Genomic DNA, 24,381 nt, shown 5'->3' with positions numbered 1-24,381 from the left:
AAAATATTTACATTAAGGCTTTATCTATGTCGTCGAACCAAACTCTTAAACCACATCAACGTGAATTTATTGAATTTGCCCTTCAAAAAAATGTTCTTAAGTTTGGCGAGTTTACACTTAAGTCTGGACGTGTAAGCCCGTATTTCTTCAATGCAGGTTTATTCGACGATGGTCTTTCTCTCGCTAAATTAGGCGAGTTCTACGCTCAAACTTTATATGATGCATCTGCTGACTTTGATGTGTTGTTTGGTCCAGCGTACAAAGGTATTCCATTAGGTGCGGCAACTGCTGTGCAGTTATCTTCTTTGTTCCAGGATAATCGTCCATTTGCTTTCAATCGAAAAGAAGCAAAAGATCATGGAGAGGGCGGTACGATCGTTGGTGCATCGCTCACCGGAAAGGTCATGATCATTGACGATGTTATCACTGCCGGAACTGCCATCCGTGAAGTTATACAAATCATCAAAGCTGCTGGTGCTGAGCCTGCCGGTGTTATCATTGCGTTGGACCGTCAAGAGAAAGGCCAAGGCGAATTATCGGCAATTCAGGAAGTTGAGCGTGATTTCAATATTCCTGTTCTTAGCATCGTCAACCTGGACCAAATATTAGACTTCATCTCAAACGATGCAAGGCTTGGAGAGTACGCAGACAGTGTCGCCGCGTATAGAGATCGTTACGGAATATAACGGTTTGTAACGAGGCGCTTTTTGAAAGCATGGCTATAGTTTATTGAAAGGCTATAAAGTGCTGAATTCATAAAGAATGTGAGTGGAATAAAAATGAATCGAAGTCGTCTATTAATTTTTGTTGTTGTCGGGATGTTAGTTACGACAGCAGCATCGGCAATGCAGTTATATCGTTACAAAGACGATAACGGCAACACCGTGATGGCTGCTTTGATTCCTCCACACTTAGTTTCTAAAGGCTACGATATTTTAAATGCTCAAGGCCGATTAGTTCAGCGTATCCCGCCTGCGTTGACCGAAGAGCAGATTCGCGAGCGCGATGAAGCCGCAGAAAAAAAGAAGCAAGAAGAACTTGCTGCAGCGAAACAAGCTGAAGAGGACCAAAAGCTTCTTAAACAATACGGCACGCCTGATGCTGTTGTGAGCATTATGAATCGTCGTCTAGCTGAAATAGATGCAGTGATTGTTTCGCGAAAAGCGGCTATTGAAGCGTCTAAAAATCTCATTACAAAAAGCGAAGAGCAAGCGGCAAACATTCAACGAAGCGGTAAAAAGGTAGGTAAGCGAGTTTTAGACGATATCGAAATGGCAAAAAAAGAAATTGCTGTTTCTCAAAGCGTGATTGAGCAGAGTCAAGCGTCTTACCAGCAAATTCTCAGTGAGTTTACTGTTGTCGTAAATCGGCTCGAAGTTCTAACCGGCACCAAAGCAAAAGACTTTCCTATCGAGCGCTAGCCTGTTCTTGTCCGGGCGAGTAGCGATTTAACCAATCGCTAATCCTTTTTTCTAGGAATCCTTCCGAACCGCTGCCTTTAGGGGCGCTTAGTTTTAATTGTCTGTAGTTGGCAAAGCCGCCAACACGAGCTCCAGCATTACGTAGTCGGGCTTTATCTTTTGCTTCGGGGGAAGATTCGTATATATCGAGGATGGGTGCCGGAAATCCTGCGCCTAGTTCGCTAGATAGTTCGATGTTTTGGTGCTGATTTAACTCTGGCGCAATAAATATTAGCGCAAATCCTTTGTCTGAAATTTCTGACTCTTTGCTTTGAATGAAATCAATTGCGAGCCCCGCGCTCTCTCCAATGGCAATCAGCGCTATGTTTTGAAAGCCTTGGCTTGCAAGATAATTCATGCCCGCTTGAATATGCACGATTGCCCTGTCGTGATAAGGGCCAATTTTTGTTGAAAGTTCTTCGTCTTCTTTAAGATTGATATCGACGCTCTCTGATTCTTCGGGCTCAGCCGCAGGTTCTGCTTCTGCATCTTCAGTGGAAGGTGATTCTGCTTCTGGTGCTTTTTGGGCTCGGCTTCCCAATAAAGTGGCCTTTGTTATTGCTTCGTTGGCAGGGAAGGAGTCAAAAGACTTCGTCTCTAATTCACGCTGAGGGGTTGAGCTCAACTCAAACGTGGGAAGGCTGAGCGATAAAGTCTGCCATCCGGTAAACGGAAGATACTCCCGCAAGGAACGAACGATATTAGGCCAGTCTGCATGCTGCGAGGTGTTCGGGATGATTAAAGCTGCGCCCTGAGTAATCGGGCTTTTAGGTTTAATGTTTAAGGCAAGGCTTTGATGAGAGCTCGCTGATCCTGGGTATTTAATGTCTAGCCAGGTAACTTGGTTTTCTGGGCTGGCCGCAGCAAGAAGTTTGGTAAATGCGCGTTCCTGTTGAATTAACGCTGGTAGCGTTGGGCGCGTTTCTTCTGCTGAGGGGGCTTGTTCGGGCGCTTCTTGAGATGTGTTTTCATTCGACTGAGCAAGACCAGAGCTAGTTTCTTGGGCGAGAGTATTGGCGCTAACAATAAGGCTAAGACTAATTATTCTTAGATTTGACAGTATCTTGCTTGTTATTTTGTGATTGATTGCATACATTGCGCGCAAACACCTGTTCCCTTACTGATTGAGGTTGTCATGCCAGAATTCAAAATTGCTCCATCTATTTTATCGGCCGACTTTGCAAGACTTGGAGAAGAAGTTGAGCAAGTTTTAGAGTCGGGCGCAGATATTGTGCACTTTGATGTAATGGATAACCACTATGTGCCGAATTTAACGATTGGCCCAATGGTGTGTAAAGCTCTGCGTGATTACGGTATCAAGGCGCCGATTGATGTCCATTTGATGGTTCAACCTGTCGATGATTTGATTGGTCAATTTATTGAGGCTGGGGCTACTTATATTACGTTTCATCCAGAGGCGTCTCAGCACATTGATCGCTCTTTACAGATGATCAAAGACGGTGGCTGCAAAGCAGGTTTGGTATTTAATCCTGCAACACCGCTGCATTATCTTGATCATGTGATGGATAAGTTGGATATGATTCTTTTAATGTCGGTGAATCCAGGATTTGGTGGTCAAAAATTCATCCCGAGCACGCTCGATAAGCTCAAGTTAGTGAAGCAAAAAATTATTGAAAGCGGTTTTGATATCCAGTTAGAGATCGATGGTGGTGTAAAGGTCAATAACATTCGAGAGATTGCAGAAGCTGGCGCAGATACCTTTGTTGCAGGGTCAGCGATTTTCAATACTGATGATTACAAAGTGACGATCGATCAAATGCGTGCTGAATTGGCGGCTGCAAAACTAGGCTAATTGGCTTTCTTAGGGATAACGCGCAAATGAAACTGAGTGACTTTCAATTAGTGATGTTCGATCTAGACGGCACCTTAGTCGATAGTGCGCTTGATTTACATATTGCGTTGAATTTGTCTCTTGAAGAGGCGGGGTATCCATTAGTTTCATTGGACGATTGTCGTTTATGGGTTGGTAATGGGGCTGAAGTTCTCGTTAATAGAGCGCTTCAGCAAACGCTAGATGTGAGCGGTTCCCACTTCGACTTACATCGCGTATTGGAGCTTTTCTATAAGCATTATTCAGAAGTTAATGGGCAGCATTCAGAGCTTTATGAAGGAACGCTTGCTTTGCTTGCGCAACTCAAAGAAGCAGGATGCTTTGTTGCCATTGTGACCAATAAGCCTGAAGCCCCTGCGAGGGTGCTGATAGATCAAAAGGGTTTAGTGGTTGATATGTTGGTTGGTGGTGATACGACACAAGAGCGTAAGCCAAACCCTCTGCCTCTTCAGCATTGCATGGCGCATTTTGGCGTTTCAGAAGATGCGTCAGTGTTGGTTGGTGATTCGATTAACGATTTTCAAGCGGCTCACCGTGCAGGAGTGAAAGTTGTCGGTGTAAGCTATGGTTATAATCACGGTCTGCCAATTGACGCAAGGAATCTGGATGCCTTTGTTGATTCGCTTTCAGAGCTGAGTTAATCTCACTCAACTGTGTAAACACACTACAATGCAAACAGAATTTGACGCATTAGCGCTAAGTGTCGGTCATGACGATTTGTTCGGATTTTTCATTAATATCTAGTCCCTCTCAATGGAGCTTCTCTGCTTCATTTCGATGGCGATTTTGAGCAGCTGTAACTTACCACATAACACTTTGCCCAAAGATCGCTAGTCAAGGAAATACCATGAACGCAGAACAATTTTATGCCTTTGCCGGAGACGGCTATAACCGCGTGCCAGTTGTACGCGAAGTTCTTGCTGATTTAGATACCCCGCTCAGTAGTTATTTGAAACTCGCGGATGGCCCATACAGTTACTTGTTAGAGTCTGTACAGGGTGGCGAGAAGTGGGGGCGATACTCCATTATTGGTTTGCCTTGTAGACAGGTTTTGAAAGTCTGGGGGAAGACGATTCATCTTGAAGTAGATGGTGAGATTACGGAGTCATTCGAGCATTCCGATCCATTGGCTTTTGTTGAAGAGTTCCAATCTCGTTTTAGTGTTCCAGAAATAGAGGGGCTTCCGCGTTTTAATGGTGGCTTAGTGGGTTACTTTGGGTATGACATTATTCGTTATGTCGAACCGAAGCTTGCTCACTCTTGCCCAGAAGATCCGCTTGGTACGCCAGATATTCTTCTCATGGTTTCTGATCAGTTGGTCGTATTTGATAATCTCAGCGGCAAGTTGATATTGATTCATCATGAAGATCCAAGTGTGGATGGGAGCTACGAGGTCGCTGAGTCTGTGTTGGGTGTTCTCGTTCATCGTTTAAGAACGATGCAGGCATCAGCGCCCGCGCAAGCAGGTGAGGCTCAGTCTGTTTCAGAAGAAGATTTTGTTTCAGGTTTTGAACAGCCAAAATATGAAGCGGCTGTAGATCGTATTAAAGATTATGTGCTGGCCGGCGATGTCATGCAGACTGTGCTCGCTCAGCGTATGTCTATTCCTTATAAAGCTGCGCCACTCGATTTATATCGCGCTTTACGTTGCTTGAACCCGTCGCCATATATGTATTTCCTAAACTTAGGCGACTTTCATGTTGTGGGTTCTTCACCAGAAATATTGGCACGTGTCGAAGATGGGCTAGTCACGGTCCGTCCTATTGCAGGTACACGAAAGCGCGGTATGACCGAAGCAGAAGACTTGGCTTTAGAGCAAGATCTTTTAGCTGATCCTAAGGAGCTCGCAGAACACTTGATGCTGATCGATCTGGGGCGTAATGATGTTGGGCGTGTCGCGAAAACTGGAAAAGTTTCGCTCACGGACAAAATGATTGTTGAACGTTATTCGCATGTCATGCACATCGTCTCTAATGTGACTGGTGAGCTGAAAGATGGTTGCTCAGCCATGGATGTTCTTAGAGCAACATTTCCTGCCGGCACATTAAGCGGAGCGCCTAAGATTCGCGCAATGGAAATAATTGATGAGTTAGAGCCAGTGAAGCGTGGTGTATATGGCGGCGCAGTCGGATATTTGTCTTGGAGCGGCAATATGGACACTGCAATCGCGATTCGAACAGCCGTGATTAAAGATGATGTGCTTCATATTCAAGCTGGAGCCGGTGTCGTTGCAGATTCAGTGCCTTTAAACGAGTGGGAAGAAACCATGAATAAAGGGCGAGCCGTATTCAGAGCTGTGGCAATGGCAACGCAAGGTGTAGACAGTGTTTCTAATGAATCTGCAAAGGGGGATAAGTAATGTTGTTAATGATTGATAACTATGACTCCTTTACATACAACGTCGTGCAATATCTAGGTGAATTAGGCGCCGATGTGCGAGTTTATCGAAATGATGAAATCACTATTAAAGAAATCGAAGCGCTGAACCCCGAGAAAATCGTGATTTCTCCGGGCCCATGTACGCCAAATGAAGCTGGTGTTTCACTGCAAGTACTCGAGCATTTTAAAGGCAAACTCCCTATCTTTGGCATTTGCCTAGGACATCAAAGTATTGGACAAGCTTTTGGTGGATCTATTATCCGTGCTGGCCAAGTTATGCATGGGAAGACATCTCCAGTGCATCATAACAATGAAGGTGTATTTAAAGGTTTACCTAACCCAGTGACAGCAACGCGATACCATTCTTTAGTGATTGATAAAGATGCGCTTCCTGATTGCCTAGAAATTACTGCGTGGACCGAACATGAGGATGGTTCAATGGAAGAGATAATGGGTGTGCGCCATAAAACCCTAGATGTTGAAGGGGTGCAATTTCACCCAGAATCAATTTTGACTGAATGCGGTCACGAGTTGCTTGATAATTTTTTGAAGCGCGAGTCATAAGCAAACACCAACAATAAGAGAGACGAGTCATGGATATTAAAGATGCAATTGCTCAGATTGTTGAGGGGCAAAGCCTATCAACAGAAGATATGAAAGCCGCGATGCAGACGGTAATGACGGGCGAAGCGACCGATGCGCAGATTGGTGCTCTATTGATTGCGTTGCGTATGAAAGGCGAGTCGATTGACGAAATTACCGGTGCAGCGCAAGTGATGCGTGATTTGTCTGCCTCTGTAAATGTTGATGCTCAGCACTTAGTTGATACCTGTGGAACTGGTGGTGATGGCTCTAATTTGTTTAACGTATCGACTGCATCTGCCTTTGTAGTTGCAGCCGCAGGGGGCAGCGTTGCAAAGCATGGTAATCGTAGTGTTTCTAGTAGTACCGGAAGTGCTGATCTTCTTGAAGCTGCAGGTGTTAATTTGGGCTTAAGCCCTGAGCAAGTTGCGCGCGCAGTGCAAGAGATTGGTGTTGGATTTATGTTTGCGCCAGCCCACCATAGCGCGATGCGTCATGCAATTGGCCCACGCAAAGAATTAGCAATGCGTACGATTTTCAATATGTTAGGGCCAATGACAAATCCTGCTGGTGTAAAGCGCCAGATTATCGGTGTGTTTTCGAAAGCACTTTGCCGTCCAATGGCGGAAGTATTAAATCGCCTTGGCAGTGAGCATGTGATGGTGGTGCATTCTGACGACGGCCTTGATGAAATTTCTATTGCGGCTAATACCCATGTTGCAGAATTGCGAGATGGCGAAGTTATTGAATATGAAATTCGACCTGCTGCCTTAGGTATTCAAGAAGCAGCATTAACTGATTTAAGTGTGGATAGTGCGGAGCAAAGTCTTGCTCTCATTAAGTCAGCATTAGGCAAAGATGATGGCGATATCGCGCAGAAGGCGCGTAACATCATTACGATCAATGCGGCTGCTGCGATATACGTGTCTGGTCTAGCAGATTCGTTGAAGGCTGGTGTGTCAATGGCTGAAGACGCGATCGGAAGTGGTTTGGCCTTAGCCAAAATGAGTGAGTTAGCGAGTTTCTCACAAGTATTTGAAGAAGATTAAACGCATTAGCGAGAAGTTACATGAGCAGCAAAGTGAATGACAGCACACCAACGATTCTGCGCAATATTGTTGCGCGTAAGTGGGAAGAAGTAGAGGAGCGCAGTGCTGCGCTCGCGTTGACCGAGCTAAAAGCACAATCGCTTGATAAGCCAGAGTGTCGAGGCTTTGTTGCATCGATTGAATCCAAGCTTGCATCTAAGCAGTCAGCCGTGATTGCAGAAATCAAGAAGGCTTCTCCAAGCAAAGGTGTGATTCGAGAAGACTTCCGACCTGCTGAGATTGCGCAGTCTTATGACAATGCGGGTGCTGCCTGTTTATCTGTTTTAACAGATAGAGACTTCTTCCAAGGGCATGAAGATTATCTACAACTTGCGCGTAATGCAGTCTCTCTACCAGTCATTCGCAAAGATTTTATGGTGTCTCCATATCAAATTTATGAGAGCCGCGTTGTAAATGCAGATTGTGTGTTGTTGATCGCTGCATGCTTAACCAAAGACCAGATGCAGGAACTTTCAGGTATCTCACATGAGCTTGGTTTAGATGTATTGGTCGAAGTGCATAATGCACAAGAACTCGACGTTGCGCTTACGCTTGATACTAAGCTTATCGGCATTAATAACCGCGATTTGCATAGTTTTGAGGTAAGCCTAGATAACACGTATCAGTTACTTGAAAGCATCCCAGAAAATAGAATTGTTGTGACCGAAAGCGGTATTCATACATTGGATGACGTTCAGGATATGCGCAAAAATCAGGTGAATACCTTTTTGGTTGGCGAAGCATTTATGCGAGCCGAAAACCCTGGCGATGAGTTGGCGAGATTGTTTTTTTAAAGGCAATTTTTACAAGTTAACGAACAATCCTATTACGGAGGGTGAAATCCCTCCGAACATCTGATAATTTCTTATTGCGCAAACAAAAATAAAAGGACGCTATCATGAAAGTATTGGGTCTACCCACGCTTATTAAAACCCTTTTTGTTGCTAGTTTCGTTACCTTGATTGCATGTGCCGAACAAGCACAAGAGCAAGCAGTTGTAGAAACGAAAGCAGAAACAATTACTCTTAAGCTTGCTGAAACTTGGGGACCGAATTTCCCTATTTTTGGCGATGCTACAAAAAACCTCGCGACACTAGTCGACAAGATGTCCGACGGACGCCTTCAGATTACGATAGATTCTTCCAACAAACATAAAGCGCCTTTTGGTGTTTTTGATATGGTGAAGTCAGGCCAGTATGACCTTGGGCATTCGGCTTCTTATTATTGGAAGGGGAAAATCCCTGCAACGATGTATTTCACGACCATGCCATTTGGAATGTTGGCGCAAGAACAGTATGCCTGGTTCTATTACGGTGGTGGTATGGAGTTGATGGATGAACTGTACTCTCAGCACAACTTAATGTCTTTCCCAGGCGGTAACACGTCTAACCAAATGGGCGGTTGGTTCCAGAAGGAAATCAAAACGCTAGATGACCTTCAAGGTCTTAAAATGCGTATCCCAGGTTTTGCTGGTGAAGTGCTTGCAAAGCTCGGTGCGAAACCGACGAATATCCCACCGGGAGAGCTCTATACAGCACTTGAACGAGGCACTATTGATGCGCTTGAGTGGGTAGGTCCATCTCTCGATTTGCGCATGGGCTTCCATAAAATCGCACCTTACTATTATACCGGTTGGCATGAGCCTGGTGCTGAATTGCAGTTCTTAGTGAATCGTAAAACTTTTGAAGGTTTGCCGGCAGACCTGCAAGAAATATTGCGTATCGCCATGCGTACAGCAGCCTATGACATGTATATCCAGTCTACGCACGAAAGTGGTAAGAATTGGGCGACGATGCAGGAAGAGTATCCAAACATTCTAGTAAAAACTTTCCCTGAAGAAGTGATGTCAGCCATTATTCAGGCAAACGATGAGCTTCTTAAAGAGAATGCAGCAGCAGATCCGTTTGCCGCGAAAGTTCTTGCTTCCCAGCAAGAATATATGGCGAAAGTACGAGATTGGACCTTGATTTCAGACAAGGCGTATCTTGAAAGTACAAAATAAGTAAGAAGTGAGTATAAGGAGCCCGAACCTTGGTTCGGGCTTTTTTCTATATGATTGAACGATTAGATTGGTTTTGCCGTAAGGCAACTTCGCTATGTGGCTTTGTGGCCTGCATCTTGATGTTGCTCATGCTATTAAACGTCTTTTACGACGTGGTGATGCGTTATGTTTTTAATGATGTCTCTATAGGCATGCAAGAGCTCGAGTGGCATCTATTTGCGGCTGTATTTTTGTTAGGAACCCCCTACGCCATGCAGCGCGATGGTCATGTTCGTGTTGATATATTTTACGAAGGCTGGAGTGATCAGCGTAAGGCTATTGTGAATTTAGTGGGTGCGTTGATTTTCATTTTCCCTTTTGTCGCACTTGTTACCTATTACGGAGCGAGTTTTGCGCATGATGCCTATTCAATTGGTGAGGGAAGTGGTGACCCTGGTGGTCTACCTTATCGCTGGATTATCAAATCGTTAATACCTATCTCTTTTATCTTTATTGGTATCGCAGCTCTCGGCATGATGACTAAAGCTATTTTGGTCTTAAAAGGGCGTGCTCACTATCAGCAAGACAATAAAGGAATGCTCTCATGATAGGCATTATTATGTTTTTTGCTGCGCTTCTTTTATTGATGCTGGGCTTTCCCGTTGCGTTTACATTTGCAGGCGTCGCACTTGTTTTTGGAGTGATTGCTGAAGGCTTTGATTTGTTTGCTTTCATGCCTTATCGCATTCAAAGCATTATGGAAAACACCATATTAATGGCGATACCGCTGTTTATTTTTATGGGCGTGGTGCTACAGAAAACTAAGTTAGCGGAACAATTACTGGTTTCTATGTCGCAGTTGTTTGGTCGTATGAGTGGTGGTATAGCGATTAGTACAATCTTAGTCGGTGCACTCTTAGCTGCATCTACTGGTGTTGTCGGAGCGAGTGTGGTCGCGATGGGTTTGATATCGCTGCCAGCGATGTTGAAGTACAACTATGATAAGCAATTAGCGTGCGGCACCATCTGTGCATCGGGCACCTTGGGACAAATTATCCCTCCTTCAATCATCTTGATCATATTAGGCGATGTATTGGGCTTGCCGGTTGGGGATTTGTTCCAGGCGGCCGTTGCTCCAGGTTTGTTATTGATTGCTTTGTATATTGGTTACATTCTTTTTGTCACGCTTAGAAATCCAGAAAAAGCGCCTCCAATGCCACCAACTGAGGCCGTTGGCTTTGAGGCGATTAAAGACGCCTTGTTTTCCATTATTCCTCCGCTTCTGCTAATTGCATTGGTGCTAGGTTCTATTTTTGCGGGCATTGCGACGCCAACCGAGAGTTCTGCTTTGGGCGGTATCGGTGCGCTTGTCTTAGCTATGTTGTATCGGCAATTTAATTTGAAGATGCTTTTAGATAGTGCTCGTGAAACAGTGACCGTTACAGCGATGGTGTTTGCTATTTTGCTGGGTGCTACGGCCTTTTCAATGACATTCAGCTATACCGGCGGTGAAGAGATATTAGAGCACTGGTTAACGAATTTGCCTGGCGAGAAATGGGGTTTTCTTATTCTCACGATGCTTGTCATTTTGATACTAGGATTCTTTATTGATTTCGTCGAAATCTCTTTCATTATTGTTCCGGTGCTGGCACCGATCGCTGAATTGCTAGGAATCAGTATGCTGTGGTTTGCGATTCTCATTGCTATGAATTTGCAGACGAGTTTCTTAACACCCCCTTTCGGTTTTAGTTTGTTTTATTTGAAAGGGGTCGCACCGTCTAGCATTAGAACGAGCGACATATATCAAGGTGTGATGCCTTTCATTTGCCTACAAATATTGGTCGTTCTAGCTATCTTATTCTTTCCAGGATTTTTCGGTTTGCTCTAAAGTAGAACAGTTAGCGTGACGCTAACCGTTCAGATTTGCAGTGAAGATAATGTTCTTCGAATACAGAACCAATTAATAAAGAATCTTTATATTGCGCTGCGACGCTAGCGCCTGACAGCTGAGCGCCATCGCTCATATATAGCAAATTGATTTCACCGCTTACGGTATCGATTTCGTGTGCGATAGAAGGTGAGTGATTGCTGTGCTCAAAGGTATGCATTAAAAAGTAAAGCGCGCTTTGGTGAGAAGCAACTAGAAGCTTACCGGTATCTGACCATTCTAAATTGTCGACGATAACTTCAAGGTCATAGCGTTGAGTCGCTTTCCAACTTTCATCAGTATCTTTTGAATATTGGGTGATTTGAAGCCCGGTCGATTCCGCGACATATATTTTTCCATCTTCATCGATCGTAATGCCATTCGCCATATATAGATCATCCAGTGCAATCGTAGCTTTGCCATCTTTGTAATGAACGACATTGCTATTCGCTAAACGAAAGAAGTCTTCGACTTTTTCTTGTGGTGTGTGACGAGGGGCTCCGTGGTCATTTGTGACGTAGAATTCGTTTAAGGATGTAGCAAAAATGTCGTTAGGCGAAATAAATAAATCCGAGGTGACGCTCTTTAGTAAGGTCGCTTTATGCGAGCTTTCAAGCTCAAAAATATCGATTTGATGAAACGTAGTGCTTGGATGATTTACGACAAACAGATAGCGTTTTCCATTTTCTTTGAGAAGGGAAATTCCATGCGGATGAAATGCCTCTGGATAATTCGCTTCTATTTTAACCGGAGGAGGGTTATCGCTATTCAAGTCTTTTACCCATATAGCTCCTGGTGTTTGCGGGGCTGTGCCATATTTTAGGTAGTCGCGGCGAGCGTCTGTGGCAATGAATGCCTCCCCAGTCGCTAGGTCAACAGTGATATCTTCTGGGCCAGCCTCAATTGCGACAGGTGCGCAGTAGTCAGTATTAACGTTAGCGATATCGTAGCCAAGATTCATGATTGGCCAGCTACGCCAAACAAAAACAGCAATGGTTATGAGGAATATGAATAATACAAGTTTTAGGATGTTCATTGTTATTATCTTTTATTGTTATCAACACGAGAAATCCTTATCTCATGCTTATTTCGTTAGCGCTTCTTAGGAGTCCATGCCCATACCATTTCCATTAGAATCGGCTCTTTCCCATCAGCATCTGTGACCGTAACGGATACGGTTGTTTCACCCTTATTGGATGATGTAATAAGCTTTATTTGTTCATCAGTTAAAGAAGCTTCTGCACGCATATTGCCTTTAGCTCGCTTAACATAGTCTGCCTTTATTGTCTTGATTACCGGAACGCAGTCGTCTGAGATGTTCATTCCTATTAGGTAGCCTGTTGCAGATTCTGCAATCAGAATGCTGGCAACAGCATGAACCGAGCCAATATGATTTTGTACAGACTTTTTGTTGGTGAGCGTTACGGCCGAACGGTTCGTCGTTAGTTCTTCTACTTTGATACCGGTTGTTCCCGTGTATTTGACAGTTTTTCCGAAAAGCGTGCTTAAGGCTTTTGTTCGCATAAATTCGGGTAATTTATACACATTACTGACAATTGTGTTGAGTTTGTTGGGCTTTGCCACACAGCACTCCTAGTTTGTTTCTATGAATAAGTGTGCCGGCAGTTTGACCATCTGCTGTAGTTCTGTCAACGCAATAGATAAGTCCAAATATGGATCTAAATCACTGTAGATTCTAAGGAATGGTTTGTATAATCAACGCCGATTTTTTCGAGGAGTAATCTAGATGTCAGACTTAAAAGCAAAATTTGAAGAAACAGTAAACTACGTACAAACAGCTGAAGGTGACTTTCAGCCATCGAACGAGCTTAAGCTAAAGATGTACGCTTTGTTCAAGCAAGCTACAGAAGGTGATGTGACAGGTAAAAAACCTGGCATGATGGACTTCGTTGGTCGCGCTAAATATCAAGCATGGGAAGACCTTAAAGGTGCGAGTGCAGATGAAGCGATGCAGCAATACATCGATGCAATTGAAGAGTTAAAAGCTTAGGTCTTTTGAGTATTTGCGTGCTTTGCATAATCTGGTAAAGTGCGCACACTTAAATAAGAAAGATAGTTCAGGCGGTCAACATGGATGCGAAGATTGTTCTAGATGAAGCTCAGCCAGGGCTTGCGGATCGTATGACAAAAGTATGTCAGAAGAACGCTTTATGTGAGCGTACATTCCATACTTACGAGCAGTGGATCGCACAGTATCTTACATTTAACGGATTATCTAACCCCTTTAGCTTGAACGAGAAAAACGTGAAAGAATTTTTGCGACACGTGACGCGTCGTCTGTCTCCTTCGCGAGCTCGTCTTAATCAAGCGCGTCAGGCGCTCGAGTTCTTCTATAGTCAGGTCTTAAAGCGCCCATTAGAAGAGTCTGCTTACGCACTTCCATCTTCCAAATAAGCTTAGCTTTTAGGCAGTCTTAGTTTTTGCTTGAATCGAATAGTGCTTTCTATATTCGCTCGGCGTTTTTGCGCATGCCCTTTTAAACGCTAAAGAGAAAGCGCTGCTTGAGCTGAATCCTACTTTTTCTGAAATTAACTCGATACTGTCATCACTGTGTGAAAGTAGATGCTTGGCTTCTGCGATACGCTGGGTTGCAACTAATGTTCGCCAAGTAGTTTTTTCGTTAAGAAGGTGGCGAGCAAGTGTGCGTGAAGAAACACACAATGCGTTCGCAGCATCGTCGCGTGTCAGAATGTATTGATGTTGTCTCAGTAATTGCCCTATCTTCTCACTCAGACTCATTTTCTCATTAGTGTTGGGGAGAGCAATTTGTGTATAGCAGAGAGACTCTAGTGTTTGGCTGGCTTGCGCATTTAACAGTGGCATAGGTAGATGAAGTAGCTTTTCATCGACAGTAATTGACATTACCTTCGATTCCACATTTACATCGCAAGACAATTCCTCGACGATTTCTTTACTTAAGACTTCATCACTTAAGCTCGTGCTCAGCTTCTTGATCGGAATGTTATGACCTGATGAGCGCATGATTGTTAAGCAAGCGCCAAAATCTCTAGAAATGTAGAAGTCTTTTAGCTCTTCATCCTCTGCATGAGCTATTTCCCATTGTAAATCGAAATTGTCGTTCTTAACGTGATAATTGATGTTGGTGAAATGAAATACTTCTTGGCTATAACGAAGAGCAATATCAAGCGCGTGCTTGAGACTCGCGCTGCTAGCCATTGCTTGGCCGATTAATCCAAAGCTCGGTAGGCCTACCTTTAAACCGATGGCATAGCCAATGCGTGCAGGCGTTTCGTTGATATGATTGCATAGATTAAGAATGATAATGCGCTCTTGTTCTATGCTTGGCTCACAGGAGACGGTATCAAAGTCTTCGATGTTTAGTTTTGAGTTTTCTAGGCACTGCTCATGCATTAAGCCTTTCTTAAGACCATAACGAAGTAGCAGCCTACATTGCTCCAGTGCTAAACCAGGTGATCGAGTATATTGCGTCATTATGCTTACATCATTTACTGAGTTTTCAATCTAACACTTTGGTCTAATTCTGACTGTGGAAACTTTCTCAGAATTTTTCCTGAATTGATAACAAATAAAAAAAGGCAGAGTCTTTACTCTGCCTTTCGCTCTTTAAAGCAGCTTATTAAAGAGTTGGGATCGTGACAGTGTTTTGCTCAGACGTTTTGTATTGGAAGTCTAAGTAAAAGTCTGCACTAGTTGGTGACTTGTAATAAGGATCTTTTGTATCAATCGCCATGACGACTTTGTGGCCAGCAGGGACATCGTAAGCTGTTGTTACCATGTCGAAATCAACGCGGACTTTATCACCCCAGTTCGCATCAGGAAGAGTGATAACGCCGTGTGTAATTAACTTACCCCAGCCCCAAGAATCCATATCGTACAAGTACGCAACGATCTGAGCTTTATTGTAGTGGGGTTGTACGCGAAGGCTCACGCTTGGCGTGCCGCGAATTTCCATTTTTGCATCAAGACGGTCGCTTTCCCAGTAAATCGCACGGAATTCGCTCTCAGCTTTGATGTTAGCAATAACAGGGATGTCTACCTGCTCAAGAAGGTCGCCTAGAATTGGTACGCCAGTTGAGAAGGTTGTGCCGAACCAACCGTTAATGGTGTCGTCAGTTTCCATGTTGAACCATGACCAGTATTGGTAGGTTTCCATGTCGCCAGTGTCGAAGGTAGAGCGTGGGTGCAAGTAATAGGTTTGCTCAGTCGCTTCTGGAATTGGGTAGGCGTCAAATTGATCGAATTTGTCTTCAAAGCGAACCTTCATGTTCACTGGTTTTGCTGACGATAAAGCGTTAGTTTCGCCTTTCAAATGAATGTCGAACCAGTCGTATACGTTTTCCCAAATAACGTTTTCACCCAAGCCAACAAGTGATGGAAGTAATTCAGCAGTTGCGTGTGTGCCTGGCAGCAAGTCAACGTACTTAGGTGTAGTAAGTTGACTGAACATTTCCATCAGAGTGTTAGGCATAAATAGGTTATCACCATAAGCTTTTGCAAGGTAAACCGCAGTGCCATTTTCATTCAATTGATCAACGTAATTGATCGGTGAACGGATACTTGCCCATTCTACAACGTCTGGAATCGCATCTAGGTTCTGATTTTTTACATTGTTCCAATGTTGGTCAATGATTGGGCCTGGGTTGCCTGTTAAGCCGCCTGCTAGATTAAGTAGCTCACCCCAAACTTGGCGTGGCGATTGGTCGCCGTACAAAGCATGAACTAGATCGCCCCATGAACTCATTGCTGCAATGGCTTTTACGCGAGGGTCTTGCGCTGCACCTAGTAAGCTGATGCCTGAGCCGTAAGAAATACCCGCTGTTGCGATAGCGCTCTCGTCTACAGGGTAGTTAGCAATCAAATAGTCGATTACTGTGCTCTAGTCGTTCATGTCTTTTGGGCCAGCTGTGTCAATTAAACCGCCAGACTCGCCGAAACCACGCGTTGCATAATTCAGAACGATATAGCCTTTATCTGCAAGCTCTGCAGCTTGTTGTAAGTATTGGTATTCGTTCATTGACCAGCTATTGATGAAAATAATTGCTGGCGCAGTACCTTGAATATCTGTAGGAACAAAGATGTTCGCCGTTTATTCAACGCCATCAAATGCGGTAATGATGATGTCGTCATCTGTTGTGTAGTTCTCTGAATCTGGGAAGTTTGGAGCGCCTAATAAGCCGCCTGCAAAGTCTAGAATAGGAACAGAGCCTGAACCAGTCGCACTAGCCATTTGCGGAGACAAAGCTACCGCAGCACACATTCCGAGCGCAGTAAGGGTCTTTTTCATTTTAATCACCTGTCGTATGTGTTTTTTTATATTTATTTGCGGGGGGGGGAAAGAATAGGAGTTGAATTCCCTAACGACACTTTCCGATTTTTATTTTTATTGTCTAAAAAGCGTAATGCCTTACGCGTTCGTATACTATGCATCAAAAGGACAAACATATTTAGAAAGGGGCATGCTGTATAAAATGGGACGTATTGCTCGGGTTAAGATTACGACTGTTAACTATTGAAGAGGCGTAAAAATAATTCTAAGTTTTTAGAAGGATGCCTGAATATCTGTGCTTTGTGTGCCTGAAAGGCAGGTTGAGTGATTCTGAATTATTGAAGAAGAGAAAAAAGAACGGGCAAGCAAGGCTTGCCGTAGACTCATACTCATTTTGTTATTTTTATTTTCGGAATCAATATTATGGCTTTACGTTTACGTAAACTACAGCTCAAATGGACATTGAGTGTATATGACAGGCCAGTCAAAAAATGTGTGCACAGCATCTAGTTGGAGATAGAAAACGCTTGCAGTTGGCCGTCACTCGTTATCGCGAGCAACTCGTTTGTTAGGATGGCTAAATCTTCCACTGATCGCGATACGCCAAATACGTGTTTTCGTTTTGCTTGATAACGAGATACCTCTTCTCCACTGGAGGTGTCAAAGACTTGGATATACCCTTGTTGATTGGCGAGATATACGCGTTGATCATCGTTTGAAAACTTCGCTGCGTTAAAGACCGTATAGCGCTCATTAATCTGGCTTTTGATAGTAAAGTTGGTAGTGTCGATTACAAAGTGGTCCTCTCTGAGCGAGGAGACAAAGGCATGTGCTCCACTATGAGAAAACGCGACATGTCTTGATGCATTGCTGAGGTCTAGGGTTTTAAGCGCTTTCCCAGTATTTAAATCCCAAAACGTGGCGGAGTTGTCATCACTGCCGGATAAGGCAGTATTTCCCGATAGTGCGACTGATCGAATTGCATCAGCATGTTGAAATTCTTTGACGTTATTACCAGATCGGGTATCTGTGTACCAGAGATCTCCAGATGCTAAACCGATCAGTGCGTGGCTTCCATCTTCACTCAAAGCGATGCTGTTGATATTGCTCGGGGTTTGCCAGAAGTTTTGGGCCTTGCCTGTTTTTGCATCCCATAGAATCCATTCATTATTACGCGCTGTAATTGCAAAATTTCCATTTTTCGACAAATGAGTATGTGTGATCTGAGTATATTCATTACTCTCATGATTCCAGTTAAATACGCGCTCTAAGGGATTCAAGTTCCATAAGCTGGCGCCATGTCGTTGCGAAGCTATGAGAGCAATAGTGCCGTCGTTGCTTATGCTGGCATCAAATAAGCCTTGGCTTGCTAACTCGAAATTTTGTTCTGCTTGCTGAGCGCAGGCCAGAAGTGTGAAGGGGAGAAGTAATAAAAAGAGTTTTCGCATCTCTTACGGTTCGATCAAAAAAGAGGTCATAGAAGTATAGACCTCTTTATTATCGATGCTTGGTCGTTCCTTGTTAATTATACAAGGTCAGCTTGAGAGGTATGAATCGCTTCGATAAGTTGGTCTTCAAACTCAAATCGGATTTCTAAGGTTCTACCTAGACGCTCCAAGCGAGCCACTAACTTGTCGACACCATCATCTACTTTATGAATGTCGTCGAAGCTATCGTTAAAATTTAAGGCAACTTCGGTCGTTTCTTGAATTTGTGGAATTGTCGTTTCGACTAAAACCGTGCCATCTTCGTTATTGAATTCAATGGCTTCGGCAATGAGCTGTTCATAGATTTCGAAGTGGCCAACAGAAACATAGTCTACTAACACTTGGCAAAAGCTTTGAAGTTTCTCAATGGTGTTTTCTTGTGAGCTTGGATGGTTCATCGTGAGGTCGCAGAACTTGACAATTAAGTCTTGACGTTCGACCAACCATTTATCGATGAGCTCATTTACTCCGCCCCAACGTTCTTTTGCATTCTTGCAGTTTTCTAACATGAATCTCTCCAGTATCCGTTTGGCGTGAATCTTCTTTTTAAATTTCAGCCTGCTGGTTCAGCGCTTGAGCGCTTTTTTATTCATCCTGTTGTAGGACTTAAGCTAGCGAATATGCGTATTGCTAGCAATATGTAAATTGTTGCAAAACGTTACGGCGTGTGAGCCTTTCCGTTATTGTTTTTTAAACAGCAATATAATGTTTGCGACTGCAAGACCTGAAAAAGCAACAATGCTCCAAGCAGGAATCGACAGACCTAGAAACTGCCATTGAATTGCTGCGCAGTCACCAGTGCCCATTAACATGGATTGTAATACTTCTATTAACGGGAATACTTCGATCATATATTCAAGGGGCGGGCCGCATGCCGGAACTTCATCTGCTGGCAAATGTTGCAGCCAAACTTGTCGAGCAGCAACACTTATTCCTGCGATTGATGTGAGCAAACCAAGACCCGTGAAAATATTCTTTGCTACTGCGTGTTTGGCAGCGAGCAAAGCTAGTAGGGCAAAGCCCCCGACGCATAAGTAGATTGCTCTTTGCATCATGCACATCGGGCACGGATTCATACTAGCGAAAGGTTCAACATAGCTTGCGACAAGTACTAACGATACGCTCGTTACTATGATTGCTAGCCCGATCAATCGATTGGATAACTGCACTGTATAAGCCCCTATAAAATCTGCTACCAATGGTGCGAGTTAAGCGCAAAGTTGGCGAGTTAAGTCTTCTTAATTTTTGTGAACTGAGACCGGTCGCTACAAATAGTCACGCATCATTACTTCTTGAATTGGTGGATCGACCTATACTTGATCTATTGACCAATTTTAAGGAAGTAATATGAAAGCGGTACTCGCTCTAATCGGCGCTTTAATGACCATGCAACTAGCCTTTGCAGAGGATGAATCTTCAGAAAAACAAAGAGCTGTTTATCACACCATGAATCCTGCATTTGTAAGTAACTTTGGCGAGCCTCGCAGAAAACTATCTTATGTAAAAGCTGAGATATCTTTAAAAGTTGAAAGCGAAGAGCATGTCGAGTTGGTAAAGCACCATGCTCCTTTGATTAGGCATCAAATAGTAATGTTATTGTCTGAACAATCTAAAGAGGGAATGAGCTCTCACACAGCGCAAGAGACTATTCGTCTGGCTGCGCTTAGCAGAGTAAAAGAAGCTTTAGCTGAGGAAGTAGGTAAGACAGGTGTACAAGACCTACTATTTACCAGCTTTGTTGTTCAAATTTAGGAAGCTAGACGCACGACATTAGGCGTGTCTTGGATGGCAACATCGTTGCCGTCCTCCCAGCCTGCCTCCCACGCGGCAAGCACAACATCGCTCATACCGGGGCGGTCTTCTCTTGTTTTGCCCATAACGCCAGACATATAGCCTTGCTTATAAGCTTTGTTAAGAGATTCTAAATTCCAGCTTAAAGAAAAGTCTTCGGCCATTGGGCCACTCCTTTCAATAGGCTGCCAAGCACTTTCATGCACAGAGCATTGGTAGTTGCTCTGTACAATCGACTTCAAGCGGTTCGGCACGCACAAGTCAACACATAACGGTTTGATAGCGTAGTCTGTATTTTGTGATGCGCTTATCATTTTTGTTCGCTTTAAAAGCAATGCGCGAATACAGGTTACATATATTTACGTTAGTGCAATGAACACTACTCTGCACGCTAAGAATGTGTCTTTATGTTTTTTTAGGTAATACGCTGACACATTTCGTTACGTACAGTTACAAAATTAGCACATGCACGGCAATGCGCAAATTTTGAACGATGAAATATTTGTCAGAAACGGACAGTTCTCAAAAAAGGCGGGGATTAGCTTTACGTAATTGAAAAAACTCGGAAGCGTTTCGCATCCGAGTATGGGTGTTCTTTATGGTGAGACGTATGCATCAAGAAATGCATCGAAGGGTACGTTATCAGCTTGCTTAATGTTTTGAGCATCTTGATGACTTTGCTTCGCAGTCGATTCAAGTTCGGATAGCTTTTGCTCATTGATGCTGGATGCTAATAGTTGAGATTTATGCTCAGATGATAAGGCGGTGCAGAGCTCAAGCCACGAAGCAGACTTTGACTGCATATCTGCAAGAACCTTAGCAGAAGGGCATAAGGCACTGTCATTCACTTTAGCTTGCTGTGCCTTTATAGTGGACTTAAGCGCTGCAGCGTCTTGTTTATTCAGCGCAGAAGACACCTGCTCAATGTTTGCTAGTAATGATGTTGCCCACTCTTTCAAGTCACGCGCTTGATCATTTTGGTTCAGTGAAAGGTTTGGCTTTCGACCTTCATTGGTCACTAAAGTGAAGTTCCGCTCAAGTTCTTCACACGCTTCTGCGCTTAAGAATGGAGAGTCTTGGAGTAGGCAAAACAGAAGAAAACCATCCATAAAAGTAACTTGCTGTTTGTCGATACCTAAAGGTAGGTAGGGGTTTAGATCAAGACAGCGAACTTCAACATATTCTACGCCACGCTCAATTAATGCAGCCGTTGGCTTTTCACCTGAGAATGTCGTGCGTTTGGGGCGAATACTGCTGTAATACTCATTCTCGATTTGCAGAATATTGGTATTCAACTGCGTGTAGTCATGATCATCTTTTAGCCCAATTTTTTCATAGCTTGGGTAAGAGGTATGAATCGCATCGCCAAGTGTTTTAGTGAAGTTATCAAGCGTGTTGAAACAGATATTTAAAGAGCTTTGAGCGTTATTCGTATAGCCTAAGTCACTCATTCGCAGAGAGGTTGCGTAGGGTTTGTAATACGTGCCTTTTTCATCGAATACTTCAAGATCGCTGCTTTTGCCATTCAGAAAACTAGCGTCTAGTGCAGGAGATGCGCCGAATAGATACATCAATAGCCAACTGTAACGTCGAAAATTACGCGTCAGCGCAAAGTACTTCTCAGATTTGTAGGTCTGTAGATCAGTTTGACTATTTTCGGCATCTTTTAACTGCATCCAGAATTCATCCGATAAGGAGAAGTTAAAATGCAGGCCTGCGATACTCTGCATGATTCTGCCATAACGCACATCCAGACCTTTACGATAGATATGTTTCAGTCTGCCAATATTGGAGTCGCCGTACTCAGCGATACGAATGCTTTTATCACCATCTAAATGACAGGGCATTGATCCCGCCCACAAGAGATCGTCGCCAATATTATTCAAGACAAAACGATGCGTCATTTCGAGTTGTGATAGAAGATCATCCGCGTTTGATTCAACGCCTGTAATCAGCTCTAACAGAGCTTCTGAATAGTCAGTGGTAATGCTTGAGTGTGTAAGAGGATGGCCGAGAGCCTTAGGGTGATCACTCTGTGAAATGTCGCTGTTAGCTAGTGTGCGAAGACCCTCTTTTTCTAAGCCTCTTGAGATAAGAGGCACTGAAGAGGTTTGAACATAAGTGCGAAGAGTGTCGATTCCCGCTTCTAATCCTAGGCATGCGTCTGTCATGTGTAATCCTTTCACCCTATTTGCGGGAGAATATTTAGTCGGTTAGCTTAGTCGGTTAGTCTGTATTTAACTAGCGCTTACTGTTTTTTAGCCTTAGCAAAGGCAGAAGCAAACGCGTTGTTGAGTGGCGCGTTTTGCTGGTTTTTTGCTTTGGTGTTTTTTTGTTCTGATGACTTTGGTGTCGTTTGCTCGGCTGCGTCTTGTAATCGCATACTTAGCGCAACACGTTTACGCTTGGCGTCAAACTCAAGTACTTTTACTTTGACAATATCGCCCGTTTTAACCACGTCTCGAGGGTCTTTCACGAACTTGTTAGCCAGACAAGAAATGTGCACGAGGCCATCTTGATGCACTCCAATATCTACAAAGGCACCAAAATTTGTCACGTTGGTGACACTGCCTTCAAGGATCATTCCTTCTTTTAAATCGCTTATCTCTTCGATACCCTCTTTAAAGCTTGCTGATTTAAATTCAGGTCGAGGGTCTCTACCAGGCTTCGCAAGTTCGCGCAAAATATCGTTAATGGTATGAACGCCGATGCTATCGGAAGTGAAGGCCGAGGCGTCGAGTTGTGTGACAGACGTTTCACCAATAAGTTGCACTACTTTTTTGTCTTGAGATTTGGCAATTTGTTCAACGACAGAATATGACTCGGGATGCACGGCAGAGGCATCTAGCGGATTTTCGCCATTGTTAATACGAAGAAATCCAGCGCATTGTTCGAAAGTTTTATCGCCTAAACGAGGCACTGATTTCAAATCTTCTCTAGAGCGAAAAGCGCCATATGTATCGCGGAACAAAACAATATTGAACGCTGTGTTGGCTGCGATGCCAGATACGCGTGAAAGTAAAGGTGCAGAAGCTGTATTGACGTCGACGCCAACAGCATTAACACAGTCTTCAATGACCGCGTCTAAGCTTTTTCCAAGCTTGAACTGACTTACATCGTGTTGATACTGACCAACACCAATGGCTTTGGGCTCTATTTTCACAAGCTCTGCGAGCGGGTCTTGTAACCTTCTAGCGATCGATACCGCTCCTCGGATGCTGACGTCAATATCGGGAAATTCGTTCGCAGCGATTTCTGATGCGGAATACACCGAAGCTCCAGCTTCGCTGACGACAATTCGAGAGAGCTTCAAGTCAGGATAATATTTGCAGACATCTGCACAGAGTTTTTCGGTCTCGCGTGAGGCTGTGCCGTTACCGATGCTCAATAGCTCAGCATTGTATTTTTTTGCAAGTTGAGCAATACGTTCTCGCGATGTATCCCATTGGTTTTTGGGGGCATGAGGGTAGATGGTGTCATAGGCTAAAAGTTTGCCCGTCGCGTCAACAACAGCAACTTTTACTCCGGTACGTAAACCGGGATCAAGGCCAATGGTAACTTTTGGCCCTGCGGGCGCGGCCAACAATAAATCTTTTAGATTATCAGCAAATACTTTAATCGCGCCGCTTTCAGCTGTTTCACGTAGTTGAGAGAGTAGCTCTGTCTCGATGCTCATGCTGAGCTTAACTCGCCAAGCCCAGCGAACGACTTCTCTCAACCAAGCGTCCGATGCGCGGCCTTGGTCTTTGATAGCAAAATGCTCGGCGATCATGATTTCACAAGGTGAAACTGAAATTCGACTCGTCTTGTCCGCATCTTGATGCTCAAGTTTCAAAGATAGGATGCCGTCTTTTCGACCTCTAAATAAAGCAAGCGCTCTATGTGATGGGATCTTTTTGATGGATTCATTGTATTCAAAATAATCGCGAAACTTCTGTGCATCTTGATGCTTTTCATCAGCAACAGAGCTTTCTAATTGCCAGTATTGCCACATTTCATTACGCAGCTTATTTAGTAAATCTGCGTCCTCGCAAAAACGCTCGATCAAAATATATTTAGCGCCATCCAATACAGCTTTTACATTAGTACATCCCAACGTTTCGTTGATGTATTTTTCGGCTTCATGCTCTGGAGATATTTCTGGGGTAGAGAACAGCCTATCTGCTAAGGGTTCTAGGCCCGCTTCAATGGCTATTTGGCCCTTGGTTCGTCGCTTGGGTTTGTAGGGTAAATACAAATCCTCTAGGGTCTGCTTACTTTGAGCGGACTGGATTTTCTTTTCGAGCTCAGGCGTGAGTTTGTCTTGTTCCGAAATGCTATTAAGGATGACTTCTCTTCGTTCATTTAACTCAGTTAAATAAGTTAGTCGTTCATCGAGCTTACGAAGTTGCGTATCATCTAACGCGCCAGTTTGTTCTTTTCGATAGCGGGCAATGAAAGGAATCGTTGCGCCGTCTTTAATGAGGCGAATCGTCGCGTCAACTTGTTCTGTGCGAACAGAGAGTTCGTTCGCAATGGTTTGCGTGATAGATAACATTCGCGTTGTCCGTATTTTATTTTACGAG

At 43.9% G+C, this 24,381-nt stretch carries 26 protein-coding genes and 1 pseudogene; 14 read left to right on the top strand and 13 right to left on the bottom strand.

The features are described from left to right. The first annotated feature begins 26 nt into the window (after positions 1–26). Positions 27–686, top strand: coding sequence for an orotate phosphoribosyltransferase (gene pyrE / locus A3762_RS16770; protein ID WP_068480264.1), 660 nt, complete (start codon positions 27–29; stop codon positions 684–686). Positions 687–779: 93 nt separating this feature from the next. Beyond that, positions 780–1,421 carry a hypothetical protein gene (locus tag A3762_RS16765; protein WP_068480267.1) on the top strand — a complete coding sequence of 214 codons (642 nt, stop codon included), beginning with the start codon at positions 780–782 and terminating at the stop codon, positions 1,419–1,421. Here the strand turns inward: A3762_RS16765 and A3762_RS16760 are convergent. Beyond that, positions 1,408–2,556 (bottom strand): DUF3530 family protein, encoded by a 1,149-nt coding sequence (locus tag A3762_RS16760; protein WP_068480271.1) that lies wholly within the window; start codon positions 2,554–2,556, stop codon positions 1,408–1,410. The two genes, A3762_RS16765 and A3762_RS16760, sit on opposite strands and share 14 nt — an antisense overlap. Positions 2,557–2,595: 39 nt before the next feature. Between A3762_RS16760 and rpe the strand changes: the two genes are divergently transcribed. The 9 genes from rpe to A3762_RS16715 all read left to right on the top strand — a co-directional run bounded on the left by rpe (position 2,596) and on the right by A3762_RS16715 (position 11,230). Continuing rightward, a complete protein-coding gene (rpe, locus tag A3762_RS16755) occupies positions 2,596–3,273 on the top strand; it encodes a ribulose-phosphate 3-epimerase (RefSeq protein WP_068475688.1) in 678 nt (225 codons plus the stop codon). Between the two features lie 26 nt (positions 3,274–3,299). Beyond that, positions 3,300–3,953: a phosphoglycolate phosphatase gene (gph, locus tag A3762_RS16750; RefSeq protein WP_068475686.1), complete on the top strand. Its 654-nt coding sequence runs from the start codon at positions 3,300–3,302 to the stop codon at positions 3,951–3,953. A 206-nt stretch (positions 3,954–4,159) separates the two neighbouring features. Next, positions 4,160–5,671, top strand: a complete 1,512-nt coding sequence (gene trpE / locus A3762_RS16745) for an anthranilate synthase component I (RefSeq protein WP_068480275.1) — start codon at positions 4,160–4,162, stop codon at positions 5,669–5,671. Beyond that, complete coding sequence (locus A3762_RS16740; protein WP_068480277.1) at positions 5,671–6,255, top strand: aminodeoxychorismate/anthranilate synthase component II; 585 nt, start codon at positions 5,671–5,673, stop codon at positions 6,253–6,255. The genes trpE and A3762_RS16740 overlap by 1 nt, the downstream gene beginning before the upstream one ends. A gap of 29 nt (positions 6,256–6,284) precedes the next feature. After that, positions 6,285–7,322 (top strand): anthranilate phosphoribosyltransferase, encoded by a 1,038-nt coding sequence (gene trpD, locus A3762_RS16735; RefSeq protein ID WP_068480280.1) that lies wholly within the window; start codon positions 6,285–6,287, stop codon positions 7,320–7,322. 20 nt (positions 7,323–7,342) lie between these two features. Further along, positions 7,343–8,155: an indole-3-glycerol phosphate synthase TrpC gene (trpC, locus tag A3762_RS16730; RefSeq protein WP_068477178.1), complete on the top strand. Its 813-nt coding sequence runs from the start codon at positions 7,343–7,345 to the stop codon at positions 8,153–8,155. Between the two features lie 104 nt (positions 8,156–8,259). Further along, the gene (locus A3762_RS16725) at positions 8,260–9,363 is read left to right on the top strand and encodes a TRAP transporter substrate-binding protein (RefSeq protein ID WP_068480283.1); all 1,104 of its coding nucleotides are present in this window, start codon (positions 8,260–8,262) and stop codon (positions 9,361–9,363) included. A gap of 29 nt (positions 9,364–9,392) precedes the next feature. Further along, positions 9,393–9,950, top strand: a complete 558-nt coding sequence (locus A3762_RS16720; RefSeq protein WP_369820688.1) for a TRAP transporter small permease subunit — start codon at positions 9,393–9,395, stop codon at positions 9,948–9,950. Next, positions 9,947–11,230 carry a TRAP transporter large permease subunit gene (locus A3762_RS16715; protein WP_068480289.1) on the top strand — a complete coding sequence of 428 codons (1,284 nt, stop codon included), beginning with the start codon at positions 9,947–9,949 and terminating at the stop codon, positions 11,228–11,230. The genes A3762_RS16720 and A3762_RS16715 overlap by 4 nt, the downstream gene beginning before the upstream one ends. A gap of 10 nt (positions 11,231–11,240) precedes the next feature. Here the strand turns inward: A3762_RS16715 and A3762_RS16710 are convergent, their stop codons facing one another. After that, positions 11,241–12,305, bottom strand: coding sequence for an SMP-30/gluconolactonase/LRE family protein (locus A3762_RS16710; protein WP_068480293.1), 1,065 nt, complete (start codon positions 12,303–12,305; stop codon positions 11,241–11,243). A gap of 56 nt (positions 12,306–12,361) precedes the next feature. Further along, positions 12,362–12,853 (bottom strand): DUF4442 domain-containing protein, encoded by a 492-nt coding sequence (locus tag A3762_RS16705; RefSeq protein ID WP_231878842.1) that lies wholly within the window; start codon positions 12,851–12,853, stop codon positions 12,362–12,364. A gap of 163 nt (positions 12,854–13,016) precedes the next feature. Here A3762_RS16705 and A3762_RS16700 point away from each other — a divergent pair, with 163 nt between their 5' ends. Then, a complete protein-coding gene (locus A3762_RS16700; RefSeq protein WP_068474019.1) occupies positions 13,017–13,280 on the top strand; it encodes an acyl-CoA-binding protein in 264 nt (87 codons plus the stop codon). A gap of 80 nt (positions 13,281–13,360) precedes the next feature. Beyond that, positions 13,361–13,684, top strand: coding sequence for a phage integrase N-terminal SAM-like domain-containing protein (locus A3762_RS16695; RefSeq protein WP_068474017.1), 324 nt, complete (start codon positions 13,361–13,363; stop codon positions 13,682–13,684). Positions 13,685–13,693: 9 nt separating this feature from the next. Here the strand turns inward: A3762_RS16695 and A3762_RS16690 are convergent, their stop codons facing one another. From A3762_RS16690 to A3762_RS16670, 7 genes and pseudogenes are all read right to left on the bottom strand, one after another. After that, positions 13,694–14,743, bottom strand: a complete 1,050-nt coding sequence (locus A3762_RS16690; protein ID WP_082869200.1) for an AraC family transcriptional regulator — start codon at positions 14,741–14,743, stop codon at positions 13,694–13,696. A gap of 145 nt (positions 14,744–14,888) precedes the next feature. Beyond that, a complete protein-coding gene (locus tag A3762_RS28425) occupies positions 14,889–15,542 on the bottom strand; it encodes a CocE/NonD family hydrolase C-terminal non-catalytic domain-containing protein (protein ID WP_255375058.1) in 654 nt (217 codons plus the stop codon). Positions 15,543–15,674: 132 nt separating this feature from the next. Continuing rightward, a pseudogene (locus tag A3762_RS28420) lies at positions 15,675–16,349 on the bottom strand (alpha/beta hydrolase); the annotation flags it as partial. Positions 16,350–16,358: 9 nt separating this feature from the next. After that, positions 16,359–16,556, bottom strand: coding sequence for a hypothetical protein (locus A3762_RS26595; protein WP_068479983.1), 198 nt, complete (start codon positions 16,554–16,556; stop codon positions 16,359–16,361). Positions 16,557–17,044: 488 nt separating this feature from the next. Beyond that, complete coding sequence (locus A3762_RS16680) at positions 17,045–17,986, bottom strand: WD40 repeat domain-containing protein (protein WP_068480299.1); 942 nt, start codon at positions 17,984–17,986, stop codon at positions 17,045–17,047. A gap of 77 nt (positions 17,987–18,063) precedes the next feature. Beyond that, positions 18,064–18,534, bottom strand: a complete 471-nt coding sequence (locus A3762_RS16675; protein ID WP_068480302.1) for an Rsd/AlgQ family anti-sigma factor — start codon at positions 18,532–18,534, stop codon at positions 18,064–18,066. A gap of 171 nt (positions 18,535–18,705) precedes the next feature. Continuing rightward, positions 18,706–19,194: a disulfide bond formation protein B gene (locus A3762_RS16670; RefSeq protein ID WP_068474709.1), complete on the bottom strand. Its 489-nt coding sequence runs from the start codon at positions 19,192–19,194 to the stop codon at positions 18,706–18,708. Positions 19,195–19,372: 178 nt separating this feature from the next. On the opposite strand from A3762_RS16670, the gene A3762_RS16665 reads away from it, so the two are divergent. Then, entirely contained in the window at positions 19,373–19,777 is a 405-nt protein-coding gene (locus A3762_RS16665) for a flagellar basal body-associated FliL family protein (protein ID WP_068480305.1), read from the top strand. Here the strand turns inward: A3762_RS16665 and rmf are convergent. The 3 genes from rmf to A3762_RS16650 form a co-directional block, all read right to left on the bottom strand. After that, positions 19,774–19,980, bottom strand: coding sequence for a ribosome modulation factor (rmf, locus tag A3762_RS16660; RefSeq protein ID WP_068480389.1), 207 nt, complete (start codon positions 19,978–19,980; stop codon positions 19,774–19,776). The two genes, A3762_RS16665 and rmf, sit on opposite strands and share 4 nt — an antisense overlap. Positions 19,981–20,412: 432 nt before the next feature. After that, on the bottom strand, positions 20,413–21,987 hold the full coding sequence (gene gshA / locus A3762_RS16655; RefSeq protein WP_082869198.1) for a glutamate--cysteine ligase: 1,575 nt from the start codon (positions 21,985–21,987) through the stop codon (positions 20,413–20,415). 77 nt (positions 21,988–22,064) lie between these two features. Further along, positions 22,065–24,353, bottom strand: a complete 2,289-nt coding sequence (locus A3762_RS16650) for a Tex family protein (protein ID WP_068480308.1) — start codon at positions 24,351–24,353, stop codon at positions 22,065–22,067. Between the last annotated feature and the right edge of the window lie 28 nt (positions 24,354–24,381).

It is taken from the genome of Oleiphilus sp. HI0125 (assembly GCF_001635355.1).
The sequence above is the reverse complement of the archived record's forward strand: the minus strand, read 5'-3'. Positions and strand labels throughout refer to the sequence as shown.

Coding starts and splice junctions, on each gene's coding strand:
- gph (WP_068475686.1), top strand. CDS start 3,300: ATGAAACTGAGTGACTTTCAATTAGTGATGTTCGATCTAGACGGCACC.
- A3762_RS16715 (WP_068480289.1), top strand. CDS start 9,947: ATGATAGGCATTATTATGTTTTTTGCTGCGCTTCTTTTATTGATGCTG.
- A3762_RS16680 (WP_068480299.1), bottom strand. CDS start 17,986: ATGCGAAAACTCTTTTTATTACTTCTCCCCTTCACACTTCTGGCCTGC.
- A3762_RS16695 (WP_068474017.1), top strand. CDS start 13,361: ATGGATGCGAAGATTGTTCTAGATGAAGCTCAGCCAGGGCTTGCGGAT.
- A3762_RS16665 (WP_068480305.1), top strand. CDS start 19,373: ATGAAAGCGGTACTCGCTCTAATCGGCGCTTTAATGACCATGCAACTA.
- A3762_RS16760 (WP_068480271.1), bottom strand. CDS start 2,556: ATGTATGCAATCAATCACAAAATAACAAGCAAGATACTGTCAAATCTA.
- A3762_RS16740 (WP_068480277.1), top strand. CDS start 5,671: ATGTTGTTAATGATTGATAACTATGACTCCTTTACATACAACGTCGTG.
- A3762_RS16765 (WP_068480267.1), top strand. CDS start 780: ATGAATCGAAGTCGTCTATTAATTTTTGTTGTTGTCGGGATGTTAGTT.
- rpe (WP_068475688.1), top strand. CDS start 2,596: ATGCCAGAATTCAAAATTGCTCCATCTATTTTATCGGCCGACTTTGCA.
- A3762_RS16675 (WP_068480302.1), bottom strand. CDS start 18,534: ATGTTAGAAAACTGCAAGAATGCAAAAGAACGTTGGGGCGGAGTAAAT.
- A3762_RS16725 (WP_068480283.1), top strand. CDS start 8,260: ATGAAAGTATTGGGTCTACCCACGCTTATTAAAACCCTTTTTGTTGCT.
- A3762_RS16650 (WP_068480308.1), bottom strand. CDS start 24,353: ATGTTATCTATCACGCAAACCATTGCGAACGAACTCTCTGTTCGCACA.
- trpE (WP_068480275.1), top strand. CDS start 4,160: ATGAACGCAGAACAATTTTATGCCTTTGCCGGAGACGGCTATAACCGC.
- A3762_RS26595 (WP_068479983.1), bottom strand. CDS start 16,556: ATGAAAAAGACCCTTACTGCGCTCGGAATGTGTGCTGCGGTAGCTTTG.
- A3762_RS16700 (WP_068474019.1), top strand. CDS start 13,017: ATGTCAGACTTAAAAGCAAAATTTGAAGAAACAGTAAACTACGTACAA.
- A3762_RS16710 (WP_068480293.1), bottom strand. CDS start 12,305: ATGAACATCCTAAAACTTGTATTATTCATATTCCTCATAACCATTGCT.
- trpC (WP_068477178.1), top strand. CDS start 7,343: ATGAGCAGCAAAGTGAATGACAGCACACCAACGATTCTGCGCAATATT.
- pyrE (WP_068480264.1), top strand. CDS start 27: ATGTCGTCGAACCAAACTCTTAAACCACATCAACGTGAATTTATTGAA.
- A3762_RS16690 (WP_082869200.1), bottom strand. CDS start 14,743: ATGACGCAATATACTCGATCACCTGGTTTAGCACTGGAGCAATGTAGG.
- rmf (WP_068480389.1), bottom strand. CDS start 19,980: ATGGCCGAAGACTTTTCTTTAAGCTGGAATTTAGAATCTCTTAACAAA.
- trpD (WP_068480280.1), top strand. CDS start 6,285: ATGGATATTAAAGATGCAATTGCTCAGATTGTTGAGGGGCAAAGCCTA.
- gshA (WP_082869198.1), bottom strand. CDS start 21,987: ATGACAGACGCATGCCTAGGATTAGAAGCGGGAATCGACACTCTTCGC.